Annotated in this window: 17 protein-coding genes and 1 tRNA gene; 4 read left to right on the forward strand and 14 right to left on the reverse strand. The window is 59.4% G+C overall.

Annotated features, from left to right (window positions below; all coding sequences use genetic code 11):
* Positions 1-7: 7 nt before the first annotated feature.
* From L2D14_15350 to L2D14_15380, 7 genes are all read right to left on the reverse strand, one after another.
* The gene (locus L2D14_15350; GenBank protein WNJ99234.1) at positions 8-403 is read right to left on the reverse strand and encodes a hypothetical protein; all 396 of its coding nucleotides are present in this window, start codon (positions 401-403) and stop codon (positions 8-10) included.
* 289 nt (positions 404-692) lie between these two features.
* Positions 693-2,408, reverse strand: a complete 1,716-nt coding sequence (locus L2D14_15355) for a hypothetical protein (GenBank protein ID WNJ99235.1) — start codon at positions 2,406-2,408, stop codon at positions 693-695.
* Positions 2,409-2,657: 249 nt separating this feature from the next.
* Positions 2,658-2,894, reverse strand: a complete 237-nt coding sequence (locus L2D14_15360; GenBank protein WNJ99236.1) for an RNA-binding protein — start codon at positions 2,892-2,894, stop codon at positions 2,658-2,660.
* A gap of 46 nt (positions 2,895-2,940) precedes the next feature.
* Positions 2,941-3,345 (reverse strand): hypothetical protein, encoded by a 405-nt coding sequence (locus L2D14_15365; protein ID WNJ99237.1) that lies wholly within the window; start codon positions 3,343-3,345, stop codon positions 2,941-2,943.
* An 88-nt stretch (positions 3,346-3,433) separates the two neighbouring features.
* Positions 3,434-3,510, reverse strand: a tRNA-Met gene (locus L2D14_15370).
* A 234-nt stretch (positions 3,511-3,744) separates the two neighbouring features.
* Complete coding sequence (locus L2D14_15375; GenBank protein WNJ99238.1) at positions 3,745-4,251, reverse strand: hypothetical protein; 507 nt, start codon at positions 4,249-4,251, stop codon at positions 3,745-3,747.
* Between the two features lie 138 nt (positions 4,252-4,389).
* Positions 4,390-5,394 carry an MDR family oxidoreductase gene (locus tag L2D14_15380; protein WNJ99239.1) on the reverse strand — a complete coding sequence of 335 codons (1,005 nt, stop codon included), beginning with the start codon at positions 5,392-5,394 and terminating at the stop codon, positions 4,390-4,392.
* A 128-nt stretch (positions 5,395-5,522) separates the two neighbouring features.
* Between L2D14_15380 and L2D14_15385 the strand changes: the two genes are divergently transcribed.
* Positions 5,523-5,933, forward strand: a complete 411-nt coding sequence (locus L2D14_15385; protein WNJ99240.1) for a cyclic nucleotide-binding domain-containing protein — start codon at positions 5,523-5,525, stop codon at positions 5,931-5,933.
* Position 5,934: 1 nt separating this feature from the next.
* Here the strand turns inward: L2D14_15385 and pyrC are convergent, their stop codons facing one another.
* Positions 5,935-6,984: a dihydroorotase gene (gene pyrC / locus L2D14_15390; GenBank protein ID WNJ99241.1), complete on the reverse strand. Its 1,050-nt coding sequence runs from the start codon at positions 6,982-6,984 to the stop codon at positions 5,935-5,937.
* Between the two features lie 100 nt (positions 6,985-7,084).
* Here pyrC and L2D14_15395 point away from each other — a divergent pair, with 100 nt between their 5' ends.
* On the forward strand, positions 7,085-7,969 hold the full coding sequence (locus L2D14_15395; GenBank protein WNJ99242.1) for a hypothetical protein: 885 nt from the start codon (positions 7,085-7,087) through the stop codon (positions 7,967-7,969).
* A gap of 113 nt (positions 7,970-8,082) precedes the next feature.
* Here L2D14_15395 and asnB read toward each other — a convergent pair whose 3' ends face one another.
* From asnB to L2D14_15420, 5 genes are read right to left on the reverse strand one after another with little or no spacing between them, the layout of a single operon-like run.
* Positions 8,083-9,855, reverse strand: a complete 1,773-nt coding sequence (gene asnB / locus L2D14_15400) for an asparagine synthase (glutamine-hydrolyzing) (GenBank protein WNJ99243.1) — start codon at positions 9,853-9,855, stop codon at positions 8,083-8,085.
* Between the two features lie 3 nt (positions 9,856-9,858).
* Entirely contained in the window at positions 9,859-10,881 is a 1,023-nt protein-coding gene (locus tag L2D14_15405) for a glycosyltransferase (protein ID WNJ99244.1), read from the reverse strand.
* 10 nt (positions 10,882-10,891) lie between these two features.
* Positions 10,892-11,932 (reverse strand): glycosyltransferase family 4 protein, encoded by a 1,041-nt coding sequence (locus L2D14_15410; GenBank protein ID WNJ99245.1) that lies wholly within the window; start codon positions 11,930-11,932, stop codon positions 10,892-10,894.
* A gap of 2 nt (positions 11,933-11,934) precedes the next feature.
* The gene (locus L2D14_15415; GenBank protein ID WNJ99246.1) at positions 11,935-12,702 is read right to left on the reverse strand and encodes a glycosyltransferase family 2 protein; all 768 of its coding nucleotides are present in this window, start codon (positions 12,700-12,702) and stop codon (positions 11,935-11,937) included.
* A complete protein-coding gene (locus L2D14_15420) occupies positions 12,699-13,661 on the reverse strand; it encodes a glycosyltransferase family 9 protein (protein WNJ99247.1) in 963 nt (320 codons plus the stop codon). The genes L2D14_15415 and L2D14_15420 overlap by 4 nt, the downstream gene beginning before the upstream one ends.
* Before the next feature lie 164 nt (positions 13,662-13,825).
* Between L2D14_15420 and L2D14_15425 the strand changes: the two genes are divergently transcribed.
* A complete protein-coding gene (locus tag L2D14_15425) occupies positions 13,826-14,698 on the forward strand; it encodes a folate-binding protein (GenBank protein WNJ99248.1) in 873 nt (290 codons plus the stop codon).
* A 56-nt stretch (positions 14,699-14,754) separates the two neighbouring features.
* Positions 14,755-15,405: a class I SAM-dependent methyltransferase gene (locus tag L2D14_15430; GenBank protein ID WNJ99249.1), complete on the forward strand. Its 651-nt coding sequence runs from the start codon at positions 14,755-14,757 to the stop codon at positions 15,403-15,405.
* 8 nt (positions 15,406-15,413) lie between these two features.
* Here L2D14_15430 and L2D14_15435 read toward each other — a convergent pair whose 3' ends face one another.
* Positions 15,414-15,914 (reverse strand): hypothetical protein, encoded by a 501-nt coding sequence (locus L2D14_15435; protein ID WNJ99250.1) that lies wholly within the window; start codon positions 15,912-15,914, stop codon positions 15,414-15,416.
* Between the last annotated feature and the right edge of the window lie 73 nt (positions 15,915-15,987).

Consider the following 15,987-nt stretch of genomic DNA (forward strand, 5'->3'; position numbering starts at 1 on the left):
TGCATGCTCACAGCGTGATCAACTGGCCGGCTTCGGCATCGGATAAAAACGCGGTCAGCCCCATGGCCTCGTCGAACAGATCCTCGACCATGTCGTCAAGCGTCCAGCCGAGGACATCGAGCGCCATCGAGCACGCCCCCATCGTCATGTCGCCCAGCATCTTGCCCTGGCCGAACAGTTTGATCGGATCCGGCGCCCCCTTGGCCTTCAGGACATCGGACATCGCACCGCCCTTGTAACGCTCGTCACCGGCATCGCGGGCGAAGCAGTACATGGCGTTCATGCTGACGAATACGGTGACCGGCCGGTCCGATACGGCGGCAACGGAGGCCATCATGGCGGCCATCTGCAGCTTCTCGTGCTCGCCCGAGCAAAGAAGCAGGAAAAGAGGCGGTGTGGACATCTGGACATTTCCCAACAGTTGGCAATGGTGCGGTGCAGGCACGCGCGGTCAAAATTACACTATGAAATTGTTTAATATTCAACACAAAAATTGTGTTGGTTTTGCTGATAATTGACCACCCGACAGGGCCGGCAAGGGCGCGGGCGCGTGTGTGACCCCGAGATCAGACCGGGCACGAAAAAACCCCGCAACCCGATCAGGTTGCAGGGCTTAAAAATTGGTCGCGGAGGTGCGATACTGCCGTAAGCCAAAGAAATTTATCGGCCGAATAGCGGTTTAATTCTCAAGTTCACTCTTCTATTTCTTCAAAACTACTAAGGGCTGAAACCAACTCACTCAGACAATCTTCGCATTCGGCAGCGAGCTGACGAAAATGCTCCCGAAAAGTCCCAAATTCGCTTCGCGCCCTGGATTCGGCATCTCTCTTCTTCTCATTTGTTGCATGCCCTCGCACATCGGTTCGAAGTCCATGCACTTGCAACAACGGATGAATAATCTCTGAGGCAACATCTTCATCACAACCGTAACATACGAGGACTTCTCTCAACACTCTCAGAGAGGCCCAATTCCGATCATACTTTCCACCGCGTTTTTCAATTAGCTTTCGTAAGGGCTTAACCAAAAATCCTTCGACGACAAGCTGGTCAAGCGCCAGCAGTTCATCCGCCCATTCCTTTGATGAATCTGTAACGGGATACCGTACCGACTCTATGAGTTTCTTACCTCTTTTATTCCACCAACTCGGCGGGTTCTCATCCAACTTAACTACAATTCGCTTCAACTCCGACAAAGGTTCGTAATCGGTATCCCATTGACCAAATATGTCGGTCTTAAGCGCTCTTCTTGAAATTGGCCCCTTTGGCCACTCATTAAATGACTGCCAATACAACTGTTCTTCATAGGGCAGATCAGCCAAATAACCGATATATGTGTGAACTTGGCCGACTTCATTGATATCATATGTCTTTAGATACCATGCGTTTCGACAGCTTATGCTCCTATCCTCAAGACTGTATTTTTCAGGATCGTTTTTAAAACGTTGCAACACTTCAGGGCGGAAGAACGCTGGTGAAATCTCCCATGGCAGCTCCGACTTTTGAAAATAGTTCGACAGAAACTCAGGGCCGCACGAAGTCTCGACAGCTTTATCATTCTTTCTGTCGTAAATTTTAAATGTCGCATACTGGCGTTTTGAAACGTCGTCTTCTTCTTTCCATTCTTGAATGAGGTCATCGACAGTTACGCTTGGCCGAACCACCATCGTGCCAGCGCAATAGCTACCGTGTCCGTCAACACCACCGTGATAGCTGAGATCGTCGAACTCCCTTTCATATCGATCGATCGTGCCCCATCCTCCAAAATTACCCCAGCGAACACGGGTAAAATCAAAGCGAAAAACAAGGCAGGTGTTAGATAGCGCCATATATTTGTCGAGGTCGCGGCGCCGGATAGTAACAACTCTAAACCAATCCCAGTCACCACCCCCTTTGTGATCCACAACTTTGATTACCTCTTCGATGTCGCCACGGGAATCAAGCCGACAATACGCCTGCCGGTCGGGGAGAAAATGTAAGTCCAAACTGTGGATTAATTTCTGGCTCATCTCGAATGCCGGTTCGACTTCTTCCACATCGTAGAAAACCCGACGAAAAACTAATTGCTCACCTCCCACAAAAACTTTCGATGAGAATTCTAATGGCGCTTCAAGATACATCCGATGTCCCTGACCGCCTCCCCAAGCTTGTTGTATTTTCCAACCGTCATCCAACTGCGGGAACCGTTCATGCTGCGCATTACAAATAGCTTCAGGTGTCAATTGATCAGTCAGGGCCAGAGCCCCATGTATTACCGCGCATTTCGTGCTGGCGAATAAAACGATGTCTTCGTTTTCGGCATTCGCTCGAAGAAAATCAATTGAGCCCTCTGCATCAACCAGCCAATTGGCCTCATCGTCGCGAGGGGCGGAGGAGATAGCCTGAAGGTTTGTGAGCTTAAACGTAGGCATTAATCCAACCTGAATAAGTCGGTTCTACTTCTGTTAGAAGTTTACTTATCATGAGTTCTTCATCGTCGAAAATACAGCACACTCCGAGTGGATGTACGGATTAAAAAAAATAAATTCAGGGCAATATTGCCCTATAAATAAGCCGTTGAATCTAGACGGTATTTTAGAAGGGATCGTAGCGGAAGTGGGCCTTGAACCCCCAACACGGGGATTAGCACCGGCCCTTTTAACAGGCCGCCAATCTGAGAATTACACCGCGGACTTAACCCGGATTTTGTTCTTTTTCACCTTGGTGCCATGTAATTTTTCAATAGCAATTCTCGCGTCGTCCTCGCTTGTCATCTCGACAAATCCAAAACCTTTTGACGCACCGCTCTTGTCATCGAGCACAAGCGAACAGGCTGTCACCGCGCCATGAACTTTGAATAATTCTTCCAATTCCCGTTCGTTAAGATCCCGGGGCAGGTTAAGGGCCATGAGTTTCATTTTGGCTCCGATAGACATAAAAATGCGCGGCCGTGGAGGGTCATACCTAAAACTTCAATGTTCTGAGCGTGCCGGTAATGCCCAGAGCCTCTTTGGTGGCTTGAATGGTATTGTTCAGGTCCGTCAACTTCTGCTGCGCGACGGCTTGCTCGGGCTCATTTTGCGCACCGTTTTCCAGATGATCATGTTGAAGATGCTCGAGCTTCGACTTTGCGCGGCCGCGTTCGACCATATTCTGCGCAAGCGTAAGATGGGCGTCCTCGAAAGGAATTTCTTCAATATTCAACCCCAGAGATTGCAGCTCCGAGAGATCAGGCAACTTATCACAAAAGCCATACACGACTTTATTGTGGCGATAGCCGTACTTCGCAAGCGTGCATCGCTTCTGAATCTCGCTGATTTCCAGGCGAAAGTCGCTTTGCGGCTTGGGCGTGAGCTTGAAGGTATGCATCGAGAGGCGCCTTTTTATCAACTGTGCATTGATTTGCGGAAGCAATAAAGAAAAACCCCGCAATTCAGAAGAATCACGGGGTTTTAATTGGTAGCGGAGGAGGGACTTGAACCCCCGACACGCGGATTATGATTCCGCTGCTCTAACCAGCTGAGCTACTCCGCCACAGGTGTGAGACCGGGGATTTACGGCGTTCACGGCCCCCTGTCAAGGTATGCGGGCAGCTAAAAGCGCCCCGTCTCCCGGCCCTTCCAGATACCCCTCTCCCGGCGCTGCGCGCCACCCTCTCCCCAAGCAGAGGGGGAGGACGCCCGGGCCCCTCTCTTGCCCCTCTCCCGGCGCTGCGCGCCGCCCTCTCCCCAAGGAGAGGGGAAGCGCCCAAAGGAGTGAGAGGAGCGCTTATTCCACCGTCAAATCGGGGTCGGGCAGCGTCGCCTTTTCCGGCGTCCCGGTCAGCGAAATCCTGCGCAGCAGCGCAATGGTGCCGGTGTCGCTCGCCCGGAGCGCCGATATGTGTTCGAGGTCCTGTTGGCGGGTACGGCCGTCGGCGGTCAGCCACGGGCGGTCGGCGGGGTCGCCCAACGGCATCGCGTGCGGCACCGGCTCGGCGTCCTTGACCCAGTAATTGACCGGCTCGGGTGCCTTGAAATTCGGCTCGGCCAGCGGCGCGGGGGCGTCATAGCGGCTCGGGTGCGGGCCGTAATAGTTCACCAGGCGCAGGCTGTCGGCGTGCTTCGGTTCCCTGTAGCACGACGTCGCGGCCAGCGACTTGTAGCAGTACACCGGCTCCCAGTCCGAGACCTGGCGCTCGTATTCGTCGACATAGCTGCACGCGCCGAGCGATCCGGCAAAGACCAGCACAAAACTGACTTTCCTGAGCGTTTCCCTGTGCATTTCCCTGAGCATTTCGATCTCCCTTCAGCAACATTCTGGGAAATCTTTGCAGAATCGGTGCCAAATCGCCGCGGCCGACGAAAAAAGCCGCCGCCGGAGGCCCCGGTGACGGCTTTTCTTTTGAATCAAATACTTAACAGGCGTTAACGTTTAGCCGTTGACGTCGATCACCATACGACCGCGGATCTGGCCCTTGAGGATTTGACCGGCCAGGTCGGGCAGCTCGGCAAAGCCTGCCCGGTTGGTGAGGGCGTCCAGCTTGTCCATCGGCAGTTGCTTCGACAACCGGTCCCAGGCGACGATGCGGCGTTCCTTGGGACACGTCGCGCTGTCGATGCCGCAGAGATTAATCCCCCTGAGCAGGAACGGCAGCACCGTGGTGTCGAGCTTGAACGACCCGGCGTTGCCGACCGACGCGCAGGCCCCCCAATAGCCGAGCGTGGCGAGTACATGGTGCAGGGTCGGCCCGCCGACATTGTCGATGGCCCCGGCCCAGCGTTCGCGCCCGAGCGGGCCTTTCGGCGGCGTCACCAGCTCGTCACGCTCGACGATCATCGTCGCGCCCAGGCTTTTCAGGTAATCGTGCTGCTCGGCGCGCCCGGTCGAGGCGGCGACCTTGTAGCCGATGTTGGACAGTACCGACACGGCGATCGAGCCGACGCCCCCGGCACCACCGGTGACCAGCACTTCCTTGTCGGTGTCCGGCGTCAGCTTGTGTTCTTCCAGCGTCATGATCGCCAGCATCGCCGTGAACCCGGCGGTGCCGATGGCCATCGACTGTTCCAGCGAAATGCCGGCCGGCAACGGCACCAGCCAGTCGCCGCTGACCCGGGCGCGGGTCGCATAACCGCCCCAGTGCACTTCGCCGACGCGCCAGCCGGTCAGGATGACCTCGTCGCCGGGTTTGAAATCGGGATGCGCGGACTCCTCGACAACACCGGAAAAATCGATGCCGGGAATATGCGGATATTCGCGCACCAGCTTGCCGAGGCCATTGAGGATCATGCCGTCCTTGTAGTTCAGCGTCGTATATTTGACGGCGACGGTAACGTCGCCTTCGGGCAGGTGGTCATTGGGCAGGGTTTCGAAGCTGCTGGTGACCTTGCCGTCGTCATCGGCGCTCAGCAACAGGGCGTTGAATTCGGTATCGCTCATTTTGTCTCTCCCGGGAATGGCGTTTTCCCGACCATAAGCACAGCGGCGCTTAGGTCAATCCCCGTACCTATAGGGCGTTGTCGTATAACAAAGCATTGCTTATCTTATCGACAGTTAGGAGATTGCTTTTGAACGATTCCCAAGTCAAACAACCTGCCGATCAAGACACAGATGAGATCGAACTGGAATACCGGGATTATAAACCCGGGGAGATCATCTTCAATCAAGGTGAGGTTGGGGCTGAGGCGTTTTTCGTCGATTCCGGCAAGGTCGAAATCGCGCGTGGCGACGGCACCGCCGAGCTGGTTCTTGGTGTTGTCGGTGCTGGTGAGCTGATCGGTGAAATGGCACTGGTCGATGCCGAAGAGCGGATGGCCACTGCCCGCGCCATGGGTCCGACCAAGCTCATCGTGGTCCCGAAAAAGGTATTCGACAGGGTTCTGCGCAAAAGCAATCCCATCGTCGTTGCAATGATGAAGACACTGCTTCGCCGTCTACGGGTCGAAGGTGGCGCCAGCGCCAAGAAAACCCTGGGTTAAATCAGTTCGCAAACCGCCAATTGAGTGTTTCCCCGGCCATGAAAGGGACCAGCGCCTCGCCCGATTGGGCGTCCAGGCTTTCCGGCACGGTCCACGCTTCACGCACCAGCGTCAGCGTCGACGTGTTCGCCTCCAGGCCATAAAAAGCGGGACCGTTCAGCGACGCAAAGGCTTCGAGCTTGTCCAGCGCGCCTTCATCATCGAACACCTGGGCATAGACTTCCATCGCCACCGGGGCGCTATAGATGCCGGCGCAACCACAGGCGGCTTCCTTCAGGTGCCGCGCGTGCGGTGCGGTATCGGTGCCGAGGAAATAGCGCGGATCGCCGGACGTGGCGGCGTGGCGGAGCGCCAGACGGTGTGCCTCGCGCTTGGCGATCGGCAGGCAGTAAAGATGCGGGCGGATGCCGCCCCGGAAGATATCGGTGCGGTTGATCATCAGGTGATGCGCGGTGATCGTCGCGCCCAGCCTGGATGCGTCCCCGGCGGCGACGAAATCGACGGCATCTTTCGTCGTGATATGCTCGAGCACGACCTTCAAATGCGGTAGATGCGACAGCAGCGGCGACAGGATGCGGTCGATGAACACTGCCTCGCGGTCGAATATATCGATGTCGGAATCCGTGACTTCACCGTGGACAAGCAACGGCAGGCCGATCTCCTGCATGACTTCCAGCACCGGCATGACCTTGGCGACATCCGTGACGCCGGACGCCGAATTGGTCGTCGCACCCGCCGGATACAGCTTGACCGCCGTGAAGACACCGGCTTCGGCGCCTTCTTTCAACATTTCGGGCGATGTCTCGTCGGTCAGGTACGCCGTCATCAGCGGCGTGAAATCGCAACCGGCGGGCACCGCCGCATTGATCCGCGCGCGATAGGCCTCGGCGGCCGCGATGTCCGTCACCGGCGGCACCAGATTGGGCATGACGATGGCGCGGGCAAAAGCCTGGGCGGTGGCCGGGACAACGGCCTGCATCATGGCGCCGTCGCGAAAATGCACATGCCAGTCGTCGGGCCGTTTCAGGGTTATGCGGTCTGTTTGGCTCATATCCCGTTGCTCGCACGATTTGCCGTTTGTGTCCAGCGAAGAGCGCTTTCGGCCGCGCCGCTTTGTGCTAGCATAGGGCAAAGTTCGGGAGGTTACCGCCATGCGCCTGTTGGTCTTCGTTATTTTTGTCATCTGCCTCGCCCCGTTGTCGCTGAACGCGCAAAACAACCGCTATTCGACATGGTCCGATCCGTCGGGAACGAACAGCGGCGACGGTTCGGTGCCGGCCTTCATTGAAAAGCTGAACAAGCTGATCGACGAGGCGGAAAAAGCCAAGGCCGCCGATCCGGTGTTCCTGCAGGACCTGCGCAATCTGGCGCAGGGCGCCGTAACGCCCTGGAATACGGTGCTTCTCGACGACAGCTTCACGGACGGTAATTTCACCGCCAACCCGGTCTGGGAAGTGCTGAGCGGCGCATACTTCATCGAAACCGGCTGGGGCCTGCGCAACCGGCTGATCACCGCGCAACAGACGCAGCAATCGTCATCGGGCGGCGGTGAGGACCTGGCCAAGGTGCTTCTGGGCCAGATCCTGAAACGCGCCACCGGCACGCAGTCGGGCAATACGGGGCCGACACAAAACGTCATCGTGACGCGCGCCGCCATCAGCAATGCCTTCGCCCTGGAACTGGAAATGTCGTCATGGCAGGCGGAAAGTCATTTCGAGGTCGGGGTTTTTCAGGGCGCGAACGCCGCCATCGGCTATCGGCTTCTGTACGTCAGCGGCAAGGGGCTGCAGCTCCACCGGGTCGGCAGTTCCGGCTCCAGCGTCATCGCGACATCGGACCCGGCAACGCTCGAGGACAAGAAATTCCACAAGATTTCATGGACCCGCGGCACCGACGGCGCGATGCATGTCAGCCTCGACGATAAGGAAATGATCGTGACCTCGGACCGGGCGTTTTCCGATCCGTTCGACGGTGTGCGGATTTCCGACAGCGGCGGTGATTTCATCATAAAGCGGGTCGCGCTGAAGGGGATCTAGGCCCCCTCACCTGTCCTCTCCCCCACTTCGTAGGGGAGAGGGACCCTGCCGAAACATACAACCCTTCAATCCCTCTCCCCCTTTGAGGGGGAGAGGTTAGGAGAGGGGGTGGATTAAGAATTCAAAACCGCAAACACATCGCCGGATGCGTCCCGGCCTTCGATGTGGCGCTTGTGCCAAAGCGCATAGAACAGCAGCGTCCATTGCGCCTGCCCCTGACCGGGCCCGGCCGAAAACAGGCGTTTGACGGCGTCGGGATCGCAAACCGCCGCGATTCCCGGGTTGGCCGCGACGAGTGCGCCAAGCGCCCCTCCCCGGCCTGAAATCCACGCCCCGACCGGCACCGTGAAGCCGCGCTTTTTGCTGAACGGCTTGCTTTCCGGCAGCGCCGTTTCCAGCCATTTCCGGAGCAGCCACTTGCCGCTCTTGTGATGCACCTTGCAATTATTCGGCAGGCGGAAGGCGAAATCGGCGACGTACGGATCGAGAAACGGCACACGCCCTTCGACTCCGTGCGCCATCAGACAGCGGTCCAGCTTTGTCAGAAGATCATTCGGCAGCCAGTCGGCGATATCCGTCGCCTGTACCGCCTGCAGGTTATTGCGGCCGTATGCGTGCGCTTCGGTCTCGGCCAGCGCGATGCCGTCGCGCCAGCCTTTGGGGTCTTCGCGCAACACCCCGGTCCCGTCCAGGATTGCGCGGTGGCGCATCTTGCGGCCGCCGAATATCGCCGGGCGGTTCTGCCTTCGGTAGCGGCCATAGCCGGCAAACAGCTCGTCTCCGCCCTCGCCCGACAAAACCACCTTAAGGCCGGCTGTGCGGGCCTTGGCGGCCAGCATGTAGCTCGGCACCACGGCATAGTCCGCCGCCGGATCGTCCATGGCCGCGGCGATCTGCGGCAGCACGCGCCAGAAATCTTCCTCGGTGACGGTTATTTCCTCGTGCTCGGCACCGCAGGCACGGGCCACGGCGCGCGCGTGTTCGCGTTCGTCATGCACGTCGGTGCCGGGGAACCCCGCCGTCAGTGCATGCACCGGCGCCGGGTTCAGACGGCGCATCACGGCGAGGATGATCGAGGAATCGATGCCGCCCGACAGAAACATCCCGTACGGCACGTCCGAGCGCTGATGCACGTTGACGGCTTCGGTAATGATCTTGTCGAAGCGGTACAGCGCCTCGTCGCAGGTGATCTTGACGGGTGCGCCGGGCGGCAGGGCGGCAAGGCGCGCACGCTGGGCGATGCGGCCCTTGCGCACGATCAGGGTTTCCCCCGGCAGCACGCGATAGATGCCGGGAAAAATCGTCTCGGCCCCGGTGGTGAACTGCAGCGCCAGCAACTCGTCGCGTTTCGCACTGTCGACGGCGGGCGTCACCAGCCCGGCCGCCAATAGCGCCTGCGGTTCGGAAGCAAACACGAAACCGTCTTCGGCGACGCCGTAATACAGCGGCTTGATGCCGAACGGATCGCGCGCCAGCACCAGCGCCCCGTCATCCGGATCGTGAATCGCGACGGCGTACATGCCGCGCAGATATTCAGCGAAATCCATACCGTGTTCGCGGTACAGATACAGCATCGATTCGCAATCCGACCCGGTCGCGTAGTCGATATCGTTCATCTGCTGGCGCAGTTCGATGTAGTTATAGATTTCCCCGTTGGCGATCAGCGCCAGCCTGCCCCGCTCGGCGTCGGCCGGTGCATACAGCGGCTGATCGCCGGTTTTCAGATCGATGATGGCGAGGCGCACCTGCATCATCGCGACGTCGGCTTCGGCATAATCGCCGCGTCCGTCCGGGCCACGGTGCACAATCGCCTGCGCCATCCGGTCCAGAACGGTGAGCGCCGGGGCGCTGCCGTCTGCCGTCATCAGTCCGGCGATACCGCACATGGTTCAGCCCGTGACCTGTTCGAAGAACTTGAGATACTGTTCGACCACCTGCGCCTCGGTGAAGTTGTCCTGATAGGCCTTCAGGCCCTGCCGGGCGATACGCTCGGCCAGATTGTCGTCGTCGAGCACACCGCGAATCGCCCGGGCCATGAGAATTTCGTCATCGACCGGCACCAGAATGCCGGTTTCCATGTTCTCGATCAATGTCCCCGGCCCCATGGAATCGGCGGCGACCACGGGCAAGCCCTGCGCCCAGGCCTCAATCACCACATTGCCGAGCGGCTCGTGACGGGACGGGCAGACGAACAGATCGGCCGTGGCCAGCAAGTCCTGAGTATCATCGCGCCAGCCGAGAAACCGGACCCGGGGCTTGATGGCGAGGTCCTCGGCGAGCCGCATCAGCTCTGCCTTCAACGGGCCGTCGCCGGCCAGCCACAGATAGGCATTCGGCACGCGGGCCAGGGCGCGCAGCAATACATCGAAAGCCTTGTTCTCATGCAACCGTCCCAGCGAGACGATCAGGGGTACGCCCTTCGGCGTATAAAACTCGCCCCGATCCAGCGGCGTCCCCGCTTCGGCGGAAACGAAATTTGGCAAGTAGTGCGCCTTTTCGCTGGGCCAGCCGTGCTCGACCAGATACTCGACGATATCGCGGGTATTACCGATCAGGTGATCGCAGTTGGCATAGTACTTAAGATCGTAATAGCCGCCCTGACGCGCCGCGTGCACGAAGTCGCCTTTCGGACACATGCTGGTCGCGCGGTTCATCCATGTCAGGACCACATCCGGTTTGAAGGCGTTGATTTCGCGTTTCATCGCCCGTGGCGTGGCAAAATCCAGCCGCCCGCCGAATGCCAGCTCAACCGGCTCGATCCCCGCTTCGCGCAGTTGCCTGGCTCTTCCGGGATGCTTGCGGATGATGACCTTTTGTTCGACACCGGCGCGATGCAAGGCAATGCACAGGCGCACGAAAAACGCCTCAGCACCGCCGAATTCCGCACCGGCCATGGCCTGTAAAACCTTCACTGCAAAACCTTCATGGGGTTTCGATTAGCTCCTCGAATGCTGCTGCCGCGTCCACCCAGCGCCAGGTGCGCTGTTTTTCAAGTGCCGACGCATGCTGGCTGCGCCACAACGCATCATCGGTGAGCAGCCGCGTCGCGGCAAGCGCGAAGGACGCATCGTCAATGGCGAGGAAGCCGGTTTCATTGTCTCGCACGCGCTCGGCCATCGAGCCGACCGGCTGCACCACCGCCGGCACGCCAAGGCACTGCGCCTCGGCAATGGCCAGACAGAATGTTTCGTTGATATCGCCCTTATAGAGCATGACGCGCGACAGCCTAAGTTCGTCGATCAATTGTGCCTTGCCGACCGGCTGGCGTAACCGCACGCCCTGCCCTTCGAGGGCCTGTGCCTTCGACAGCACATCGGCCATGGCATCGCCCTTGCGTGCGCCGGCGGCGCCATAGGTGGCGGCGCCCGAAAACACATGCAGTTCGGCGCCCGGCACCCGGGGTTCGATCTCGCCGGACCACAGATCGAGCAGCCAGTCGAGACCGCGCAACGGATTCGATGTGAAAATCGCACGCGGGCCCGGCACATCGATGGCCGCCTCGGCCTCGCAGAACAGATCCGGCAGGCCGTACGGGATCGTTCTGCGACCGCCGTCAGGCACCCAGCCGGGCAGCGTTGCCGCATGATAAGAGCCGATGAAGACGATCACCGGGCGGCGGCGCAGAAACTGCCACAAATAGCGCAGCTTCAACATGTAGCCGCACGGGTTGTGCGTCCAGAACACCGTCCGCTTCGCGCCTTCGCAGCGTTTCAGGAGCTTGTCGCCGCGGTTGGCGATGTACAGATCGGCACTGTCCGGCACGCCGTCCACGATCGGCCGCCATTTCACACCTTTGTAATCGAGCGCCGCTTCGCAGTTGTTATAAACCGTGACGTCATGGCCCCGTGCGGCGAGGGTTTCGACAAGCTGGATGACCGAGCTTTCGGCCCCGCCCAGCGGCCCCCGTTCAGGGGTAAGGCCGTCGAAAACAATCCCGTCATCGGCAAGGATAATACACGCCACGGTCAATCATCCTTCCGCATGTCGGCGGCCTTGATGTAGGACAGCAGCGGAAACAACCCGGCACAGATGGCGATCAGCAGCCCCAGGCCGCCTTCCCTGTAGCCCTTGCGGGCGATGAAGCATTTGATGAAACGTGAAAAAAAGCGGCGCACGTTGTTGGCCATGCCGCCGATGTCGCCGCTGTCGATCAGATCGAGCGCGCGCGCCGTCGAGTAGCTGTCGAGCCGCTTGATCATGTCCGAAACGTCGCGGTCCACATAATGCACGAGGCGATTCTTGAGCATCGCGCCTTTCCGGCCCGACCACGCGAGCGACGGATGCACGCGCTGCATGCCCCACTGTTTGACTCCTTTCCTGAACAACCCCGGATAGGCCGCTTTGCCGAACGACGCCCCCCAGCCCCAGCGCACCAGCCGCTTGCCGACATAGTTGTCGACAAGAATTTCATGCCAGTCTGCTTGTGTGGTTTCGATGGTGGCGCGGATTTCCCGGGCCAGATCTTCCGGCACGCGTTCATCGGCATCGATCTCGAACACCCAGGCCCCCCGGCAGGCGTCGATCCCGGCATTCCGGCGTGCACCTTCGATCGTCCATGCCCCTTCGATAACGCGGTCGGTAAAGTCTTCGGCGATCTCTTTCGAACCGTCGGTGCATTTGTCCAGCAAAACGACGATTTCATCGGCGAAACCAAGCGTCGCCAGACAATCGCGAAGCTGATGTTCCTCGTTATGCACGCTGATCACGGCGGAAAGAAGCATACTGCCGCTCACGCCGCCGCTTCCCTGGCCCGTGCCCACAATTCTTTCGCCGCTTCTTCGGCCTGATCGACGCTGAGACTGTCCATCAGGGTATCGGTATTGCGGTGATCGAAGTCTTCCGGGAAAATTTCATCGAATCCGAGGCTCGCCTGCACATGATCGCAAAGCGGCCCCCACGGCGCATACTGGTCCGCCGGCGACGGCCCGAACAAGCCCAGCGTCGGAATGCCGCTGGCCGCCGCCAGATGCATAAGCCCGGAATCGTTGCCGATAAACAATGCCGCGCGCTCCATACATGCGTAGACCGTCAGCAGATCGATGCGCCCAACGAGGTCCAGAAGCCTGTCCTGGGGGACGGATTCGATAACCGGCAGCGCCATCGGCCGTTCGTCATCGCGTCCGAAGATCGCGACGCGGGCGCCGGGCAGAATGCCGTCGGGCGCCGCCAGCCGGGAAATCAGTTCGGCGAACGACTGGCCGCGCCACTGTTTGCCGCGCCAGTTGGCAGTCGGGCCGATGGCCAATACCGGCCCGCCGTCCGGAATCAGCCACTTCGCCGCAGCACGGCGCGTTTCGTCCAGCCAGATTTTCGGCGCCGGCGGATTTTTATCGGCACCGATCACGGCAGCCAGCGTACGGATGCGGTGTCCGCCGCCTCTGGAGCGGACTATGCGATAGCGCTTGTCGGCGCCGATCAGGTACGTCACCGGTGCATTGCGGAGATCGACCAGAATATCCCAGCGCCTGCGGACCGTCTGCGCCCAAAGATAGGCCCAATGCAACGAGCCGAGCATCTTGTCGAGCACGATGATCCGTTCAAGCCCCGGCACGGCCTCGAACAGCGACGCCGCCGCCGGACCGCAGGCAACGGTCACGCGCAGGCCCGGATTCTCGTCCATCAGGCGCGACAGAACGCCCGTGGACAGGATCGCGTCCCCAACTCGTGTCGATGTAACGAATAACGCGTACATGCGGCTACCCCTGATTCTGCTTTCTTATAAGCAAGCCATCGGGCGATGCAAACCCCACCATGACCCCATAACGAACCGGTTTCCACCGGTGTCTTCCGGGCGGCCCCTTGCAGAGACGCCCTTCAAGCCCCCATCTTACACCCTAAAGCAGTTATGAGGGCGCAATGAAACGCATTCACCTGAGCGATCGCAGCATCATCCGTATCACCGGCGAGGACAGCCGCAGCTTCCTGCAGGGGCTGATTTCCAACGATATTGCCCGTGCCAACGGTCAGCACGGCCTGTATGCGGCGCTTTTGACGCCGCAGGGGAAATACCTGTTCGATTTCTTCATCGTCGCCGACGGCGACGCCCTGCTGGCCGACTGTCTGGCGGGCGATGCTTCTGAGCTGATCAAGAAGCTGAACATGTTCAAATTGCGCTCGAAAGTAACGCTTGAGGACACCGAGCCTGCATATGGCGTGCATGTGCTGTTCGCAGACGGGGCTGAAAACGTGCTCAGCAACGGCCAGCAGAAGAAAACCGCCGACGGGGCGATTCTCTATGCCGATCCCCGCCTTGCAGCGGCCGGCGTCCGCGTCATTGCCCCGAAGGGCGCGGATATCGCCGGACTGGGCGCAGAACAGGCCAACGATGACGAATACCAGCGCCACCGCATGCGCCTCGGCCTGCCGGAAGCACCGCTCGATCTGGAAAAGGACAAGTCGATCCTGCTCGAAAGCGGCTTCGACGAGCTTTCCGGCGTGGACTGGAAAAAGGGCTGCTATATGGGCCAGGAACTGACGGCACGGACAAAATACCGGGGCCTGATCAAAAAACGCCTGGTCCCGGTCACGGTCGAAGGCACCACCGAACCCGGCACCGATATCATGCTGGACGGCAAGGTCGTTGGCGATGTGCGCTCGCTTAGCGGCGATATCGGCATGGCCATGCTGCGGTTGCAGGCCATTACCTCGGGCGGGCCGTTACAGGCCGGCGACGCCACCCTGACACCTGCCCCGCCGGCATGGATGCACCTGCCGGACGCCGACGCGTAAGCCGGCAACGCAAACAACCGATTGGCATCCGGCAACGTTGCGGCTAGCCTTCTGCCGTGATCATCAGCATTTTACGACGCGCGCCCAAACTTCTGGCCCCGGTCGCCCGCATCTACGGGCGCCGGCTGGATCAGTGCGGCGCCACCGCCAAGGGTGTGTTCTGGAAAGGCGAAGTTTGGCAGCGCCGCCGCTTCGAGCGGCTGATGGATATCATCGAAGACGCCGACATGGCGTCGGGCGGCATCTCCATCAATGATTTCGGCTGCGGCTACGGTGCGTTTTTCGAGTATCTGGCGGAATACCCGGTGCTCAGGGAAAGCACCTATTACGGTTACGACATCTCGCAGGAGATGATCGCCGCTTGCCGTGACCGCATCAGCGATCCCCGCGCCTCGTTTCATCGCAAGATGTGGGCGAGCAAGCACGCGGATTACAGCTTTGCGTCCGGCACTTATAACCTGAACGGCGATGCCGATGCGGATCAGTGGCAGGAGTATGTCGAGGCCAGTCTGCGCCAGCTCTGGCACCGCACCGGCAAGGCGCTGGCCTTCAACATGTTGCGCGACGACGAAGAGGAACGCTACGACGGGTTATATTATACCAACCCTGAAAAGGTGCTTCGGTTCTGCCGCAAACATCTGTCGGAAGACGTCGAAATGTTCGACGAACGCCCGATGCCGGACGTGACGTTTTTCGTCCGCCGCTAGACTTGTGCCTATTCCGCCGCTTCGGCGTGTTCTTCTTTATACGGCAGAAATGCAGGCGCCATGGCGGCGCGCAGGTCATCGGCCAGGACATCGACAAACGGTTTCAGCATCTGAATATCCCGCCACACGCCATGATGGAACCTCATCGACGTTTCGGCGTCGAAGGTCCAGTTAACGTAATCGGGGTTGCCGGGGAACGTGTGCGGCAACAGCCGCGCCGCATCTTCGCCGATCGTCACCACGACATCGATCAACCGGCGTTTCGGGTCGGCGAAACCGTCCCAGTGCTTGGGCCACAGGCCCTCATTGCCAAGGCCAGCCAGAACCAATGCCGAAAGGGCGAAGGAATCCGCCTTGTCGGCCGGGTCGATACCGGCACTGAAAGCACGCACGCCACGCACGCGGTGGCTTCGCAGCAGAGATTCCGCGATCAGGGAATGGCGCGCGTTGTCCACGCAAACGAACAACACGTTCAGGGTCTTCTGATCCTGGTTTTGCAACGCGTTCATTGGGTTCTCCAATTCATCAACTGCCAAAACAGTGACAGAAAACCCTGACCTGAAGATTACAACCCGAAGGATA

This window comes from Thalassospiraceae bacterium LMO-JJ14 (assembly GCA_021555105.2).
In the GTDB taxonomy this organism is placed as follows: domain Bacteria; phylum Pseudomonadota; class Alphaproteobacteria; order Rhodospirillales; family Casp-alpha2; genus UBA4479.